The sequence below is a fragment of the Bacillus sp. NSP9.1 genome, assembly GCF_000465465.2.
In the GTDB taxonomy this organism is placed as follows: Bacteria; Bacillota; Bacilli; order Bacillales; family Bacillaceae; genus Bacillus; species Bacillus sonorensis_A.
The window spans coordinates 106044-121821 of record NZ_CP048273.1; the positions used below are offsets into that span (position 1 = coordinate 106044).

Annotated in this window: 17 protein-coding genes; 14 read left to right on the plus strand and 3 right to left on the minus strand. The window is 44.4% G+C overall.

The window, feature by feature from the left end; all coding sequences use genetic code 11:
* Positions 1-156 precede the first annotated feature (156 nt).
* The 6 genes from M654_RS00605 to rpsR all read left to right on the plus strand — a co-directional run bounded on the left by M654_RS00605 (position 157) and on the right by rpsR (position 4024).
* Positions 157-1173, plus strand: coding sequence for a YkvI family membrane protein (locus M654_RS00605; protein ID WP_026589478.1), 1017 nt, complete (start codon positions 157-159; stop codon positions 1171-1173).
* A 119-nt stretch (positions 1174-1292) separates the two neighbouring features.
* Positions 1293-1499 (plus strand): DUF951 domain-containing protein, encoded by a 207-nt coding sequence (locus M654_RS00610; protein ID WP_026589477.1) that lies wholly within the window; start codon positions 1293-1295, stop codon positions 1497-1499.
* A 180-nt stretch (positions 1500-1679) separates the two neighbouring features.
* Entirely contained in the window at positions 1680-2780 is a 1101-nt protein-coding gene (gene ychF / locus M654_RS00615) for a redox-regulated ATPase YchF (RefSeq protein ID WP_026589476.1), read from the plus strand.
* 112 nt (positions 2781-2892) lie between these two features.
* On the plus strand, positions 2893-3180 hold the full coding sequence (gene rpsF / locus M654_RS00620) for a 30S ribosomal protein S6 (RefSeq protein WP_026589475.1): 288 nt from the start codon (positions 2893-2895) through the stop codon (positions 3178-3180).
* A 46-nt stretch (positions 3181-3226) separates the two neighbouring features.
* Positions 3227-3739 (plus strand): single-stranded DNA-binding protein SsbA, encoded by a 513-nt coding sequence (gene ssbA, locus M654_RS00625; RefSeq protein ID WP_026589474.1) that lies wholly within the window; start codon positions 3227-3229, stop codon positions 3737-3739.
* A gap of 45 nt (positions 3740-3784) precedes the next feature.
* Complete coding sequence (gene rpsR / locus M654_RS00630) at positions 3785-4024, plus strand: 30S ribosomal protein S18 (RefSeq protein WP_003178022.1); 240 nt, start codon at positions 3785-3787, stop codon at positions 4022-4024.
* Between the two features lie 67 nt (positions 4025-4091).
* Here the strand turns inward: rpsR and M654_RS00635 are convergent, their stop codons facing one another.
* Positions 4092-4640 (minus strand): recombinase family protein, encoded by a 549-nt coding sequence (locus M654_RS00635; RefSeq protein WP_026589473.1) that lies wholly within the window; start codon positions 4638-4640, stop codon positions 4092-4094.
* Positions 4641-4863: 223 nt separating this feature from the next.
* Here M654_RS00635 and M654_RS00640 point away from each other — a divergent pair, with 223 nt between their 5' ends.
* The 3 genes from M654_RS00640 (at position 4864) to M654_RS00650 (ending at position 8132) form a co-directional block, all read left to right on the plus strand.
* Positions 4864-6333 (plus strand): SulP family inorganic anion transporter, encoded by a 1470-nt coding sequence (locus M654_RS00640; protein WP_081692882.1) that lies wholly within the window; start codon positions 4864-4866, stop codon positions 6331-6333.
* A 17-nt stretch (positions 6334-6350) separates the two neighbouring features.
* Positions 6351-6770: a universal stress protein gene (locus tag M654_RS00645; RefSeq protein WP_026589471.1), complete on the plus strand. Its 420-nt coding sequence runs from the start codon at positions 6351-6353 to the stop codon at positions 6768-6770.
* A 90-nt stretch (positions 6771-6860) separates the two neighbouring features.
* Positions 6861-8132 carry an MFS transporter gene (locus M654_RS00650; RefSeq protein WP_026589470.1) on the plus strand — a complete coding sequence of 424 codons (1272 nt, stop codon included), beginning with the start codon at positions 6861-6863 and terminating at the stop codon, positions 8130-8132.
* An 8-nt stretch (positions 8133-8140) separates the two neighbouring features.
* On the opposite strand, the gene M654_RS00655 is transcribed toward M654_RS00650, so the two are convergent.
* Positions 8141-9487: an MFS transporter gene (locus M654_RS00655; RefSeq protein WP_201278486.1), complete on the minus strand. Its 1347-nt coding sequence runs from the start codon at positions 9485-9487 to the stop codon at positions 8141-8143.
* 151 nt (positions 9488-9638) lie between these two features.
* Here M654_RS00655 and M654_RS00660 point away from each other — a divergent pair, with 151 nt between their 5' ends.
* Complete coding sequence (locus M654_RS00660; protein WP_026589468.1) at positions 9639-11105, plus strand: SulP family inorganic anion transporter; 1467 nt, start codon at positions 9639-9641, stop codon at positions 11103-11105.
* Between the two features lie 18 nt (positions 11106-11123).
* A complete protein-coding gene (locus M654_RS00665; protein WP_026589467.1) occupies positions 11124-11543 on the plus strand; it encodes a universal stress protein in 420 nt (139 codons plus the stop codon).
* 46 nt (positions 11544-11589) lie between these two features.
* On the opposite strand, the gene M654_RS00670 is transcribed toward M654_RS00665, so the two are convergent.
* On the minus strand, positions 11590-12066 hold the full coding sequence (locus M654_RS00670) for a spore coat protein (protein WP_035428589.1): 477 nt from the start codon (positions 12064-12066) through the stop codon (positions 11590-11592).
* A gap of 310 nt (positions 12067-12376) precedes the next feature.
* On the opposite strand from M654_RS00670, the gene M654_RS00675 reads away from it, so the two are divergent.
* Genes M654_RS00675 through rplI form a run of 3 tightly spaced genes read left to right on the plus strand, consistent with a single transcriptional unit; the run spans position 12377 to position 15768 of the window.
* On the plus strand, positions 12377-13339 hold the full coding sequence (locus M654_RS00675) for a YybS family protein (protein ID WP_026589465.1): 963 nt from the start codon (positions 12377-12379) through the stop codon (positions 13337-13339).
* Positions 13340-15322, plus strand: a complete 1983-nt coding sequence (locus M654_RS00680) for a DHH family phosphoesterase (RefSeq protein ID WP_026589464.1) — start codon at positions 13340-13342, stop codon at positions 15320-15322.
* A complete protein-coding gene (rplI, locus tag M654_RS00685) occupies positions 15319-15768 on the plus strand; it encodes a 50S ribosomal protein L9 (RefSeq protein ID WP_026589463.1) in 450 nt (149 codons plus the stop codon). The genes M654_RS00680 and rplI overlap by 4 nt, the downstream gene beginning before the upstream one ends.
* The last annotated feature ends 10 nt before the right edge of the window (positions 15769-15778 follow it).

The following is a 15778-nucleotide window of genomic DNA, read 5'->3' on the forward strand; positions in this document are numbered from 1 at the left end:
TTATGCTTTGGATGTTTTGTTATATCAATATAATTAAAAGTCTCTTGCAAAAAAACACTTTCGGCGAATTCATGAATTTTTATCAAGTAAGGACAATATAGTGTCAGTGAATGCGTAAACAAGCATTAAAAACTGCTGCTGATGGGGTGAAAAATCGTGTGGAGAGCCGGAATGAAGTGGATGCTTCTCATTTTAGGAAGCTTAATAGGCGCAGGATATGCATCCGGCCAGGAGATATGGCAGTTTTTTGGTGATGAAAGCGGACTGGCTATCCTCCTGTTCACGATGATGTTCAGCCTGTCGACTTATATTGTCATGAGGATCAGTTATGAAGAAAAATCGGTGCATTTTCTGCCCGTTCTGGAAAAATTGATCGGACCACTCCTGGCGAAAGTATATGATTTTTTGATCATCCTCTACTTGTTTACGACGACGATTGTGATGATTGCCGGCGGGGGTGTCACACTGCAAATATTCCATATTCCTTTTTGGGCCGGTGTCATCTTATTTTCACTGTGTGCCGGATTGCTTTTTCTATGGGGAATCAAAGGGATTTTATCGGTCAACAGCTACTTGATTCCGGTTTTGGTTGCGGGGCTTTTGTACGTGCTGATTTCCTTTCAAACAGCTCACCACCAGCCATGGCTTCTCAACCTAAACCAGCAGTATAACTGGCCCGCCGGCATCGCGTTCGCTTCCCTCAACATTTTATCCGTCGTGGCCGTGTTATCTGCGGTCGGAAAAGAAATCAAAGGAGTCGGTGAGGCAAGGATTGCAAGCATTTTAAGCGGTTTGATCTTCGGTGCAATATCGTATATGTACAATGAGACGCTCGTGGAGCTCGCCGGTGAATTATCCCATTATGAAATCCCTTTATTTGCGGTTTTGGAGGGAGCTCCTTTCCCTATCTTTTTATTCATGACAGCGGTGCTGTGCGTGGCGATTTATACGACGACGATTTCAAGCATCCTCGGTCTTTCAAGCCGTTTTCTGTCAGTTGTGAACTGGCCGAGATGGATCATGGTTTTCCTTCTTCTTTTCATCATGCTGCCTTTTACAACGTTTGGATTTTCCAATTTAATCGCCTTTTTATATCCTATTTATGGATTGTTAAACCTATATCTATTAGTCAATATTTTACTTTATCCGTTGTTGAGTAAATGGAAGACATAATATTTTTTATATTTAATTGGTATATAGTATATAAAAAGTTTTTTATTGAATAATTGCTCTTTCCATGTCGTTTTTTGTACAATAAGATCACGATAAAGGAAGCAAAGAGGTGAACGAGCTTGGCCGACAAAGAATTTGGCCTGAATGACGTGGTTGAAATGAAAAAGCCGCATCCATGCGGGACAAATCGCTGGAAGATCATTCGGATGGGAATGGACATCCGGATAAAATGTGAAGGTTGTTCTCACAGCGTCATGATTCCACGCAAAGATTTTCAAAGAAAGATGAAAAAAATCTTGGTCAAGCATGAGGAGTCCGATTCTTAATCCAAAGCGGACCCTCATGTTTTTTATCGTTCTAAGGGTAAAATTGGATTTTCACACTGCTTTTGTTATTGAAAAGCAAGTTTTGTCAGCTTGTCTTTTATTTTAATCATCCTTATAATTGTTGCAGGTTTACATTACGCGACTAAGACACGCATGTTTAATGATAGAGGAGATGAAAGAATGGCTTTAACAGCTGGGATTGTTGGTTTGCCAAACGTTGGGAAATCAACCTTGTTTAATGCGATTACACAGGCCGGGGCAGAATCGGCCAACTACCCGTTTTGTACGATTGATCCAAACGTCGGGATCGTTGAAGTGCCTGATGAGCGGCTGCAAAAATTGACAGAGCTCGTCAACCCGAAGAAGACGATTCCTACTGCATTTGAATTTACCGATATTGCCGGGATCGTAAAAGGAGCGTCCAAAGGTGAAGGACTCGGAAACAAGTTTCTTTCACATATTCGCCAAGTGGATGCCATTTGTCATGTTGTCCGCTGTTTTGCTGATGACAACATTACACATGTCTCCGGAAAGGTAGATCCGATCTCCGATATTGAGACGATCAACCTGGAGTTGATTTTGGCTGATCTGGAAACCGTTGAAAAGCGGATCGGACGCGTAGGTAAGATGGCGAAGCAGAAGGATAAGGAAGCAGTTTTTGAATTTGAGATTTTGACCAAGCTGAAAGAAGCGTTTGAACAGGAAAAGCCTGCCCGCTCCGTTGAATTTACGGAAGAGCAGCAAAAAGTGCTGAAGCAGCTTCACCTGTTGACGACAAAGCCTGTATTATATGTAGCGAATGTCAGTGAGGATGAAGTGGCTGATCCTTCAGGAAATGAATATGTCCAAAAGGTCAGGGAATTCGCCGCCGGCGAAAAAGCCGAGGTTATCGTCGTCTGCGCTAAAATTGAATCCGAAATTGCCGAGCTTGAAGGTGAGGAAAAGGCGATGTTCCTTGAAGAGCTTGGCATTGAAGAATCAGGTCTCGACCAGCTGATTAAAGCATCCTACTCTCTGCTCGGTCTTGCGACTTATTTTACGGCGGGAGAACAGGAAGTCAGAGCCTGGACGTTTAAAAAGGGAATGAAGGCTCCTGAATGTGCGGGCATCATCCATACCGATTTCGAACGCGGTTTTATCCGCGCGGAAACGGTGGCGTATGACGACCTGCTTGCAGCCGGAAACATGTCCGCTGCAAAAGAAGCGGGAAAAGTCCGCCTTGAAGGAAAAGAATACATCGTGAAAGACGGCGATGTCATTCATTTCCGTTTCAATGTATAACACAGTTGAAAAGGGACAAGAGCTTTGATATAATATAAAATTGTGAGTAATAGGATTATTGCTCCTTGCCCAGGTAATGGGCCGCTTAGTCCAAAAGGAGGTGCAAATACAAATGAGAAAGTACGAAATCATGTACATCATCCGCCCGGACGTTGATGATGAGTCTAAAAAGGCTATTGTTGAACGTTTCAACAACATCCTGACGACAAACGGTGCGGAGATCACTGAAACGAAGGATTGGGGAAAACGCCGTCTTGCTTACGAAATCAACGATTTCCGCGACGGATTCTACCAAATCGTATACGTTCAATCTGGAGCTGAAGCAGTTCAAGAATTTGACCGTTTAGCTAAAATCAGTGATGACATCATTCGCCACATCGTGGTTAAAGAAGAAGAATAAACAGAATTGATTGATATACTCTAAAGCAAAAGGATGGTCTCTCAATATGCTTAACCGAGTTGTTTTAGTCGGCAGACTGACAAAGGACCCAGAGCTTCGTTATACCCCAAGCGGTGCAGCTGTTGCGACCTTCACGCTCGCTGTGAATCGTACGTTTACGAATCAGCAGGGCGAACGTGAAGCGGATTTTATCAACTGTGTCGTTTGGAGAAGACAAGCCGAAAACGTAGCGAATTTCCTTAAAAAAGGAAGCCTTGCAGGTGTTGACGGACGTTTGCAAACGAGGAACTACGAAAACCAGCAGGGACAGCGTGTGTATGTCACAGAAGTTCAAGCTGAAAGTGTTCAATTCCTGGAGCCTAAAGGCGGCGGTTCTGGTTCCGGCGGTTACAGCGGAGGCCAGGGAGGCCAATACTTTGGCGGCGGACAAAACGAACCGAATCCATTCGGAGGCAGTCAGAACAACCAGAATCGCAATCAAGGCAACAGCTTTAATGATGATCCATTTGCCAATGATGGAAAGCCGATTGACATCTCAGACGACGACTTGCCATTTTAATGGATGACGGACGAATAAAACAGAACAGAAAGGAGGGAAATAACGATGGCAGGAGGACGCAGAGGCGGTCGTGCGAAACGCCGTAAAGTGTGTTATTTCACTTCTAACGGAATTACGCACATCGACTACAAAGATGTAGATCTTCTTAGAAAATTCATCTCTGAGCGCGGTAAAATCTTACCACGCCGTGTAACAGGAACAAGTGCGAAATACCAACGCAAATTGACTGTTGCAATCAAACGTGCTCGTCAAATGGCTTTACTTCCTTACGTAGCAGGCGAGTAAGCCGTGATTAGCAAAAGAACAAGAGCCTATGAGGTTCTTGTTCTTTTTTGTTTATTATGATGAATTTTTAGGACCCATATTCTAAATAGCGGTACAGCGTAGTTTTGCTGATTCCTGTCTCCTCAGTGATTTGGGCAATGGTGTATTTTTTGCTTTGGTACATGTCTAATGCACGTCTAACATTATGGTCCGGCTTTCTTGGGCGGCCTCCGGTTTTTCCCTTCATTTTTGCTTCATATATCCCCGCTTTTGTACTTTCGCTTATGACATCATGTTGAAAATCCCCGACTTTTTCCATCAGATGAAAGAATATTTTCCCTTCCGCAGTTGAGGTGTCCACCCCGTCAGCTATTGAAACGAAGTCTACCCTTTGCTCCTGAAACTTTTGAATTAAGTCAATTAAATGCCGGGTAGAATCAGCGAGACTATACAGCTTATACACGACCACTAGATCTCCACTACTAAGGGTGTTTAGGAGACGTTCTAATTCCGGACGATTTTTCGCCGAGTCTGTTTGTTCTTTATAGATCTGGTCACATCCGTACTTTTCGATTAATTTCAATTGGTGTTTTAATTCCTTATCTTGGCTAAATGGACGTACATAACCAAAAATCAACGTTATCATCTCCAAAAAGAGCGCTTTGAGTCATTATATCAAAATATTGTTCATGCCTGTATGTTTTCTATACTTAGTACCAAAAACGATCTTTTTTGGTACTAAAAATCATAGACATTTAGTTGGTGATCTGTTAAATTTAAATATGTTGTAAACGGCCCCGACTTCTATGAGAGTTAGAAGTCATTCAAAAAAATAAAAATTAAGAGGTGTTTTTCAATTGTTGTTAACAAAACTAAATAATGAATGGTTTTCCAATGTGAAAGGGGACGTTTTAGCCGGCATAGTTGTTGCTCTCGCGCTTATACCCGAGGCGATTGCTTTCTCGGTCATAGCCGGTGTAGATCCGATGGTCGGCCTGTATGCGTCATTTTGTATTGCTGTTGTCATATCATTTATGGGCGGCCGTCCAGCGATGATTTCAGCTGCAACCGGGGCGATGGCTCTTTTAATGGTGACTTTGGTGAAAGATCACGGCATCCAGTATTTATTTGCGGCGACGATTTTGACTGGAATTCTCCAATTCATATTTGGGGCCCTGAAAATCGCGCGCTTTATGAAATTTATTCCACGGTCGGTCATGGTAGGTTTCGTAAATGCGCTGGCCATTTTAATCTTTATGGCCCAAGTGCCTCATTTTGTTGGAATTTCCAATATGACTTATGTCATTGTAGGAATTACGCTTGTGATTATTTATTTGCTGCCTCGCTTTACAAAAGCCGTACCTGCTCCGCTTGTCGCGATTGTGGCGATGACCGTTCTCGCGATATTCGGCCATTTTGATCTTCGGACTGTCGGAGATTTGGGGCAGATTTCAAGCTCTTTGCCTGCATTTATGATTCCGGATATTCCGTTTAACCTTGAAACGCTCTCGATTATTTTCCCGACCGCTTTGGCCTTGTCAATTGTCGGCCTGTTGGAGTCTCTCTTAACGGCCTCCATTGTCGATGATATGACAGATACGGAAAGCGACAAAAACAGGGAAAGCCGCGGACAAGGAATCGCCAATATTGTGGCCGGATTTTTCGGAGGCATGGCGGGTTGTGCGATGATCGGCCAATCTGTGATCAATGTGAAATCAGGCGGAAGAGGCCGCTTGTCCACGTTTGTAGCCGGAGTCTTTCTCATGTTTTTGATTATGGTGCTCGGCGATTGGGTCGTGCAAATACCGATGGCAGCCCTGGTCGGCGTCATGATTATGGTATCGATCGGTACATTTGATTGGTCATCCCTAAGAACGTTGAGAAAAGCGCCACTGACAGATTCGATTGTCATGATTGTCACAGTTGTGACGGTGGTAGCCACCCATGACTTATCAAAGGGAGTGTTTGCGGGGATTATCCTAAGCGCCATTTTCTTTGTCGCAAAAATATCGAAAGTCCGGGTGGAAGCTTCAAAGACTCCTTCAGACAGGGAAACCGTTTATGATATAAAAGGACAGATATTCTTTGCTTCAGTCCAGGACTTTATTCAATCATTTTCTTTCCATAACGCGGGAGAAAAAGTCGTGCTGAATTTTGCAGACGCACATATTTGGGATGATTCTGCTGTGGCTGCAATTGACAAAGTCGTTTTGAAATTCAAAGATCAAAATGTGGATGTAAAGCTGGCAGGCTTAAATGAGTCGAGCCATCAGCTTGTGAAAAGGCTGGCGACCTATGACCAGCCGAATGCAAAAGCGTCAAGCCACTAAAAGGGAGGAAGTATCTGATGTACAGAAAAATCCTGCTGGCCGTCGACGGATCGGCTCACTCAGAAAGATCGGCAGATCATGCTATAAAACTTGCTAAGCTTTCATCAGGAGCGGAAGTTGAGCTCATTTATGTACTCGATTATTCCAAATCAAAAAGTGAAGTTTTGCATAGTACAAGTTTGGAAGAATTAGAACATGCCAGAAGAAATAAACTGAAACATATAGAAGAAAAATTTAAAACAGCAGATATCTCTTATCAAGTCACAATGAAGCACGGTGAACCAGGCCCAACCATTGTTTCCTACGCTAATGATCACACATTTGATATTGTGATTGTTGGAAGCAGAGGGTTGAATAAACTCCAGGAAATGGTGCTGGGAAGCGTCAGCCACAAAGTGGCAAAACGTGTGAATTGTCCTGTGATGATCATTAAGTAGAGGCCTATAGAAGGAAAGCCGATTTTCCCGTAAAGCTGGGGAAAGTCGGTTTTTCGTTTTCTATATGAAGGAACAAGGGGGGAATTTTTCGTGGAAGCTAACATACAAAAGGCACCTTTTTATTATGGTTGGATGATCGTATTGATTTCCGCTTTGGGCGTGTTTTTTTCCGGTCCCGGTCAAACTTATTCCAATTCTATTTTTATTGACGAATACATACACCATTTTGGCTGGTCCCGGTCTGAAGTGTCGGGCATATATTCAGCCGCCACTTTATGTGCGGGCATCCTGATGATGTTTGTCGGCCGGTTTATAGATAAACTGGGTCAGCGCAACATGATGGTGATTGTCGGTTTGGCTCTTGGCGCGGCTTGTTTTTTTAACAGCTTTGCGGTGAATATATGGATGGTGGCCGTCGGGTTCTTTCTGATCCGTCTATTCGGACAGGGAAGCATGACACTCCTGCCCAACACGCTTGTTCCACAATGGTTTATTCGAAAAAGAGGCCGGGCGATGAGCTTTATGGCTGTCGGCAGTTTTGCGAGCGCGGCTTTATTCCCTGTGCTGAATGCCTGGATGATCGAGAAATGGAATTGGCAGTTTACATGGCAGGTCTGGGGCTTTTTGCTGGTGTTTTTCTTTGCTCCAGTCGCATTTTTGATCGTCAGAAACCGGCCAGAGGATATTGGGCTGCTGCCGGATGGCGGTACGAAAGACGGCGAAGATGAAAAGGATATCGCCATGCGGTTGCATGCGCCGATTGCCGAAGAGGACTGGACATTAAAAGAAGCAATGAAAACCGGTTCATTTTGGTATGTCCTGATATGTGTCAGCATCCCAGCGTTAGTCAATACGGGGATCACTTTTCACTTGCTGTCGATTTTAGGGGAAAACAGCCTTTCACCGCAGGTTGCCGCCAACGTTCTCAGTTTAATGGCATTGATCGGATTTCCGATTACAATGGTTTCAGGTTTTTTATTAGAAAAAATAAAAACCAATTTGCTGCTTGCGTTTATTTTTATATTGGAATTGATATTGCTGCTTCTCCTTTTGGGGACAAACAGCATAGGAGCCGCTATTCTTTTCGGTGTTGTCTGGGGAGTGGCCAGCGGCCTTGAGAGAATTACGCTCAATATCATTTGGCCGAACTATTTTGGGCGCCGTTATATCGGCAGCATCAAAGGGATCGCGATGGCTGTAACTGTCGTCGGGTCCGCGTTTGGCCCGCTGCCGTTCGGTGTGGGATTTGACATCTTCCAAAGCTATACGCCCGTTTTAGTGATGCTGATGATTTTGCCCGGGGCGGGTTTTATTTGCGCCTTGCTTGCCCGAAAGCCTATCAAACAAGGAGAGCCGTCATAACGGCTCTTTTATTCATGTTTCCTAATCTGAATCCGCTCAATGTCGCCAAGGACAACGAGATAAAATATCAGCCCCAGCAATAAAACAAAGCCCGCCGCTAAAAAGCTGAGCGTAAACGAGCCGGTGACATCCACCAAATACCCTGTCAACGATACCGCGATGATGCCGCCGAACAGGTTATTCGCCAAATTGACCATGGAGCTGAGGAGCGAGATTGAGCCCGCCGGTGCAATGTCCGCCGAGATGGACCAGCCGACGGGCGCCGTTGCGGAAATTCCGGCCAAACCGACGGAAATACAGATGACCGCGATGATGATATGGTCTGTGAAAACGGCGCCTAAAAAAGCAAAGCCGAGACTCATTCCGATGATGATAATCGTTTGATATACTTTTGTATTTGAATAGCCCTTTTTCATGAAGAAATCGACGAGCCATCCGCCGACGATGATCCCGGAAAGCGTCGAAATCAGCCAGGGAACGGCCGTAAACAGCCCTGAAGACATGATGTCCATCCCATAGGTTTCTTTAAAGAACGTCGGAAGCCATGTAAGCAGCAGGTTAAATGTATAGCCATAGCCCGTAAATCCGATCATCAGCCCCCACGCTTTTCGATTTGTCAGCATCGTTTTCAGAGCGGTTATTGTCCGTTCTGATATCTCTTCACTGGAAACGGCATTGTGTTTTTGAATATAATGAAGCTCTTCTTTTGATATCCGTTTATGCCGTTCAGGCTGTTCATAATACACCCAGAAAAAAACCGTAAATAGCACATTGATGATCCCGATCGTCAGAAAAGCAGCCCGCCAGTCAAACGTGGTAACTAAAAATGCAATGAGAGGAGCGCCGATCACGTTTGCGAATTTCGCAGCCGAATCAAACAGCGAGTTGGCAAGCCCCCGTTCATTTGCTGGAAACCATAAGGCCGTGGCTTTCGAAGCGGCTGGAAAAGCTGATGCACTTGTTAAACCGATTAAAAAGCGAACGATATATAAAAGCAGTTTTCCCTGCAAAAAAGCTAAAAAGATCGTTAAAACGCTCCAAACCGCCATTCCGATTCGTGTCACCCAGGCAACGCCGTACTTGTCCAAAAGACTGCCCACCGGAATCTGCATCAGCGTGTAGGAATACGTATAAATTGAAAAGACAACGCCTAATTGTGTTGCCGTCAATTGAAAGGAATCCTGTATCGCAGGAGCCGCAACTGAAATGGTGACACGGTCAAAGTAATTTAAAATAATCATGCTGCTTAATAAGGATGAAATATACCATCTCGTATGTCCCGGGCGTTTTTCGAGCTCTTGCGTCATGATGAAACCTCCTCTTCCACTTAGAATGGGCTCTTTTTGAAATTCCATTCTCTTTTAAGATGATGACCCTCACGCCAACAGATGTGGCAAAAAAACCTTATAGACATTTGTATACATGTTTGCTAAAGTGAAACATGTTAAAAACAGACGGCTTCTATGAGAGTTAGAAGCAAATATATCCAAACGAGGTGTTGATTCTTTGAGTGTTAAACAATTAAATAGTGAATGGTTTTCAAATGTGCGGGGGGATATCCTTTCGGGTATCGTCGTAGCGCTAGCTCTCATTCCCGAAGCCATTGCGTTTTCCATCATTGCGGGTGTCGACCCGATGGTTGGGTTGTACGCGTCATTTTGTATCGCCGTTGTGATTTCGTTTGCAGGAGGCCGTCCGGCGATGATATCAGCGGCAACAGGAGCGATGGCTCTCTTAATGGGTACATTGGTGAAGGATCACGGGATTGAGTATTTATTTGCAGCGACAATTTTGACCGGAATGATCCAATTGATATTTGGGGTACTGAAAATCGCGCGCTTTATGAAATTTATTCCGCGGTCGGTTATGGTAGGTTTCGTAAATGCGCTGGCCATTTTAATTTTTATGGCCCAGGTTCCTCATTTTGTTGGAGTTTCGTATATGACGTATGTTGTGGTCGGTATAACATTGTTGATTATTTATATTCTCCCCCGTTTTACAAAAGCCGTTCCATCCGCACTTGTTGCCATTATTGCGATGACGGCATTTGCGATTTTCGGCCATTTCGATCTGCGCACTGTCGGGGATTTGGGAGAAATAAAGCAATCATTACCTGCTTTTATGATTCCTGATATTCCTTTCAATTTTGAGACATTGTCGATCATTTTTCCGACAGCCTTTGCGCTTTCCATCGTCGGTCTGCTTGAGTCATTATTGACATCTTCGATTGTCGATGATATGACAGATACGGAAAGTGATAAAAACAGGGAAAGCCGCGGACAGGGAATCGCTAATATCGTCGCCGGGTTTTTCGGGGGCATGGCGGGTTGTGCGATGATCGGCCAATCGGTGATCAATGTCAAGTCAGGCGGAAGAGGCCGCTTGTCCACGTTGGTGGCCGGAGTCTTCCTCATGTTTCTCATCATGGTGCTCGGTGACTGGGTTGTGCAAATTCCGATGGCCGCATTGGCCGGCGTGATGATTATGGTATCGATCGGCACATTTGACTGGTCCTCATTTAACATGTTAAGGAAGGTGCCGCTTACAGATTCGGTCGTGATGCTGGTGACCGTCATTACGGTTGTGGCTACACATGATTTGTCCAAAGGTGTATTTGCCGGAGTCATTTTAAGCGCAATCTTCTTTGTCGCGAAAATTTCCAAAGTGAAAATTGAGCAAACATCGACAGGAAACGAAATGAAGTATACGATCAAAGGGCAAGTCTTCTTTGCGTCTGTACAGGATTTCATCAATTCCTTCAATGTGGATGCAAATACGAAAAAGGTTGTCCTGGATTTTTCAGAAGCCCATATTTGGGATGATTCTGCTGTGGCGGCGATCGATAAAGTCGCTTTGAAGTTTAAGGATCAGGGAATTGATGTTGAGTTGTTCGGCTTGAATGAATCAAGCTTTCAGCTCGTCAAAAAATTGGCAACTTATGATCAGCCTCATCGTTCAGTATCAAATCACTAAGAAAACGGGTGATGAAGGGTGTACAAAAATATTTTGTTGGCTGCGGATGGATCGATTCATTCAGAAAGGGCGGCAGATGAAGCGATTCGTCTTGCTTCTCTCACAGATCAGGCGATGGTCGAGGTCATTTATGTATTGGACTATGATAAAGCGAAAAGCGAAGTGCTGCATAGTGAAAATCGCGCAAAACTGGAACGCAAGAGGCGCAGCAGGATCTTGGCAGTCGAAAGAAAATTGAAGCATTCAGCCGTTCCGTATAAAATGACGATGAAACACGGAGATCCGGGCCCGACAATTGTCGCATATGCAAACGATCATGATATTGATATCGTGATTGTAGGAAGCAGGGGGCTGAACACGTTGCAAGAAATGGTACTCGGAAGTGTCAGCCATAAAGTCGCCAAAAGGGTGAAATGCCCCGTTTTAATCGTGAAATAGCAGAACATGATGAGAAAGTCGGCAGGGATCAATCCTTGCCGGCTTTTTAACGCATCGAGATCGCTTTTTGCGCGTGCATGGCATCGCCTTTCAAGAGCTCCACAAGGTTGTAGGATGGGTACAATCCTTTATGGTACATATAATTAAATACTTGTTCATGCAGTTTGATGGCCGCGTTGATTTGTTTCACCAGCACTCTGCGCAGCTCAGGGGTTGCCGTTTCCGTAATGGCAATCGCATAGTTCCGAACGGTCGTTTTCGCTAAGACTAATAAATCTCCTGCTTCAAAATAGACGTCCGCCCGTTCTTCTTCCCGCTGAAAAGCCGGTGTCTTGGGCAAAAAGGGAAGCAGTTCTCTTAAATTCTGTTCCAGCGCTTTTGCAGATGTGCTGTATAGCTGTTTTAATTGGGGATCACTGATCTTTTTAAGGCTTTTCTTCAGCTTTACCAAGCCAACCGACTGGGCTGCAATCAATTCATGCAATTCCATTGTTTCATGCCAAGCCAATGTTTTTGTATTCATATCGATTCTCCTCCGCGTTTTTTCAAAGGTAACATATGCCCAAAGCGGGAAAATGGTTCGTGAAGCGGCAACGAGGTCCCAATATATTGGATGTTTCACATGGAACAACAGTGGGTATGACAGCAGACATCTGTGTCTTGGGATCGTTTTACTTGAGATTTGCCCTTATGTTAAAATAAAGAAACAGTGAGAGAAGGTCGAGTACCTGCTCATGCTTCGTTTGATTGAAAACGGAAATGCGACGTAAAAAAGAGCAGTCGTTTATGCTGCTCTTTTTGATTCATGAAAACAAAAAATACGAGGTGGACAAGTGAAACAAACAAGAGCTTTGGTAGAAGGCGCTATACTGCTCAGTCTTTTTGCCGTTTTGATGATGATCAGCCTCTATATTCCGTTAATCGGAACGTTTCTCTTATTTGCATTGCCGTTGCCTGTGATGATGCTGACGATCAGGCATGGGGTGAAGCCCGGCCTTTTCATGGGCCTTGTCAGTTTGCCGGTTTCTATGGTGGCCGGTTCTTTGAGCGGCCTGATTCTGGCATTTCCGGTCAGTGCTGCCGGAATTATGATGGGCTTTCACTATAGGAAAAAAGAGCCCGGATATGCGATTACTTCAGCAGCTGTTACATACATGGTTTCAATGGTTCTGCTGCTTTTCGTCAGCATTCAATTTTTCGGGTTAAACTTAATAGAAACGGCTAATCAAACATATAATGAAACATTCAACATGTTTGAATCGAGTTTAAAACAGTTTGGAAATGATAAAGAGACGGTAAAACAGATGGAGCAAATGAAGGAACAGTTGCAGCAGATGCGCTATTTATATCCGACGATGATTGTGATGTTTTCCGGCATTGCCGCTTTTTTGAATCATCTGATTGCAAAACCGATCCTTCGGCGTACCGCAGTGAAGATGCCGTCTTTAAAACCGTTTAGGGAGCTGAGGCTTCCGCAAAGCATCATCTGGGTCTACTTGCTGACGATTCTTCTTTCGCTCGCTCCTGCTGAAGAGGGAAGCGTGTTCTATTCCATTTTATTAAATGCGAGTATGCTCCTGGGATTCATCATGGCCATCCAAGGCTTTTCATTTGTGTTTTATTTTTGCCACGCGAAGAAGATGCCAACGGTTCTGCCGGTTATTTTTTTGATTATTGCGCTGTTTTCACCCTTGGTGTACCTTGTACGCATCTTAGGTATAATGGACATAGGTTTTAACTTGAGAGAGAAAATTAAAAAAAGTAAATGTTCTCTCCATGGTGAGGAGTTGATTTGAGTGCCAAATTTTTATGAAAAACCGTTATTTCGATATCCCATTTATTCATTAATTATCGTCACAATCATTTCTGTCCTCATCAACCTTTATTTTAATTGGATGGCAGGAGCGGCCGGCATCTTGATTCTTGGCGTCATTTTATACTTTTTAAAACGCGCCGACTCTAAAATCAGAAAAGAGCTGGACGACTATATATCCACTTTGTCTTACCGGCTGAAAAAAGTCGGAGAAGAGGCGCTTCTGGAAATGCCGATCGGGATCATGCTCTTTAATGATCAATACTACATCGAATGGGCCAATCCGTTTATGGCGTCTTGTTTTAATGAAAGCACGCTTGTCGGGCGTTCTCTTTACGATACCTGCGAGTCTGTCGTTCCTTTGATTAAGCAGGAAGTGGATACAGAAACGATTACGCTGAATGACCGTAAATTCAACGTTGTCATCAAAAGAGAAGAAAAGCTGCTGTATTTCTTTGATGTCACAGAGCAAATACAGATTGAAAAGCAATATGAGAATGAAAGAACGGTTCTCGCCTACATATTTTTAGACAATTATGATGATGTGACACAAGGGCTTGATGATCAGACGAGAAGCACGATGAACAGTGAAGTGACATCCCTTCTGAATCAATGGGCTAAGCAGTACGGGATCTTCCTGAAAAGGGTATCTTCCGAGCGGTTTATCGGTGTTTTGAATGAGCATATTTTAAGCGAGCTGGAAGCATCGAAGTTTTCGATTCTGGATGAAGTCCGCGAAAAAACGTCCGTTCATACAATTTCACTGACACTGAGCATCGGGATTGGTGCATCTGTTGCATCTTTGAAGGAGCTTGGCGATTTAGCGCAATCAAGCCTTGACTTGGCGCTCGGACGCGGAGGGGACCAGGTGGCGATCAAACAGCCAAACGGAAAAGTGAAGTTTTACGGCGGGAAAACAAATCCGATGGAAAAACGCACGCGCGTCAGGGCCAGAGTCATTTCACACGCTCTCAAGGAAATCGTCTCTGAAAGCAGCAATGTGATCATCATGGGGCACCAGTTTCCCGATATGGATTCGATCGGTTCAGCCATCGGGATTTTAAAAGTCGCACAGGCCAATGGAAAAGACGGATTTGTCGTCATCGACCCCGGTCAGATAGGCGCCAGCGTCCAGCGTTTGATTGAGGAAATCAAAAAATACGAAGTCCTCTGGTCACGCTTTATAACGCCGGAAGAGGCGCTGGAGATCGCTAACGATGACACGCTTCTTGTCGTTGTTGACACACATAGGCCTTCATTTGTCATCGAAGAAAGGCTGGTCAATAAAATTGAAAATGTCGTCGTGATCGATCATCATAGAAGAGGGGAAGAGTTTATTAAAGACCCGCTGCTTGTTTATATGGAGCCGTATGCTTCATCTACGGCAGAACTTGTGACAGAGCTTCTTGAATACCAGCCGAAGCGCCTGAAAATCAATATGATCGAAGCGACCGCGCTGCTGGCGGGGATTATTGTGGATACGAAAAGCTTCTCGCTGCGCACCGGTTCCCGTACATTCGATGCGGCGTCATACCTCCGTGCGAAGGGGGCTGACACCGTATTGGTGCAAAAGTTTTTAAAAGAAACAGCTGATCATTTTATTAAAAGGGCGAGGCTCATTCAGCACACGTCTTTTTATAAAAACGGCATCGCCATCGCGTCTCTGCCGAACGGTGAGACGGACGAATATTTTGACCAGGTCATCATTGCGCAAGCCGCGGATTCCCTTCTTTCCATGAGTGATGTGGAAGCTTCCTTCGCTGTAGCGAGAAGGGATGACAGCACGGTATGCATCAGCGCCAGATCGCTTGGCGAAGTGAATGTTCAAATCATCATGGAGGCTCTTGAAGGCGGAGGGCATTTAACAAACGCCGCCACACAGCTGACGGATATCTCTGTTGAGGAGACGCTCAGCCGCCTCAAGGAAGCGATAGACGAGTATTTTGAAGGAGGCATTCAAAAATGAAGGTAATTTTCTTACAGGATGTTAAAGGCAAAGGGAAAAAAGGCGAAGTGAAAAATGTAGCGGATGGTTACGCTCATAATTTTCTGATCAAAAAAGGGCTTGCTGTTGAGGCGACATCTTCTAATATCAGCGCGCTTGAAGGACAGAAGAAAAAAGAGAAAAAAGAAGCGGCTGAAGAATTAAAGCAAGCGCAGGAGCTGAAGAAAAAGCTTGAAACCATTACGGTGGAGCTTTCCGCAAAATCCGGGGAAGGCGGCCGTCTCTTCGGTTCTGTCACAAGCAAACAAATTGCCGATGCGCTCCAAAAGGCCCATCAATTAAAAATAGACAAACGTAAAATTGAATTGAACGATGCGATTCGTTCGTTAGGATATACAAATGTTCCGGTGAAGCTGCATCCGGAAGTTCAAGCGACACTGAAAGTTCATGTGAAAGAGCAATCGTAAAAAAGAATCC

What these genes read in the sequence shown, in the direction of transcription:
- rpsR (WP_003178022.1), top strand. Translation starts at nt 3,785, where the DNA reads ATGGCAGGAGGACGCAGAGGCGGTCGTGCGAAACGCCGTAAAGTGTGT.
- ssbA (WP_026589474.1), top strand. Translation starts at nt 3,227, where the DNA reads ATGCTTAACCGAGTTGTTTTAGTCGGCAGACTGACAAAGGACCCAGAG.
- rplI (WP_026589463.1), top strand. Translation starts at nt 15,319, where the DNA reads ATGAAGGTAATTTTCTTACAGGATGTTAAAGGCAAAGGGAAAAAAGGC.
- M654_RS00645 (WP_026589471.1), top strand. Translation starts at nt 6,351, where the DNA reads ATGTACAGAAAAATCCTGCTGGCCGTCGACGGATCGGCTCACTCAGAA.
- rpsF (WP_026589475.1), top strand. Translation starts at nt 2,893, where the DNA reads ATGAGAAAGTACGAAATCATGTACATCATCCGCCCGGACGTTGATGAT.
- ychF (WP_026589476.1), top strand. Translation starts at nt 1,680, where the DNA reads ATGGCTTTAACAGCTGGGATTGTTGGTTTGCCAAACGTTGGGAAATCA.
- M654_RS00670 (WP_035428589.1), bottom strand. Translation starts at nt 12,066, where the DNA reads ATGAATACAAAAACATTGGCTTGGCATGAAACAATGGAATTGCATGAA.
- M654_RS00655 (WP_201278486.1), bottom strand. Translation starts at nt 9,487, where the DNA reads ATGGAATTTCAAAAAGAGCCCATTCTAAGTGGAAGAGGAGGTTTCATC.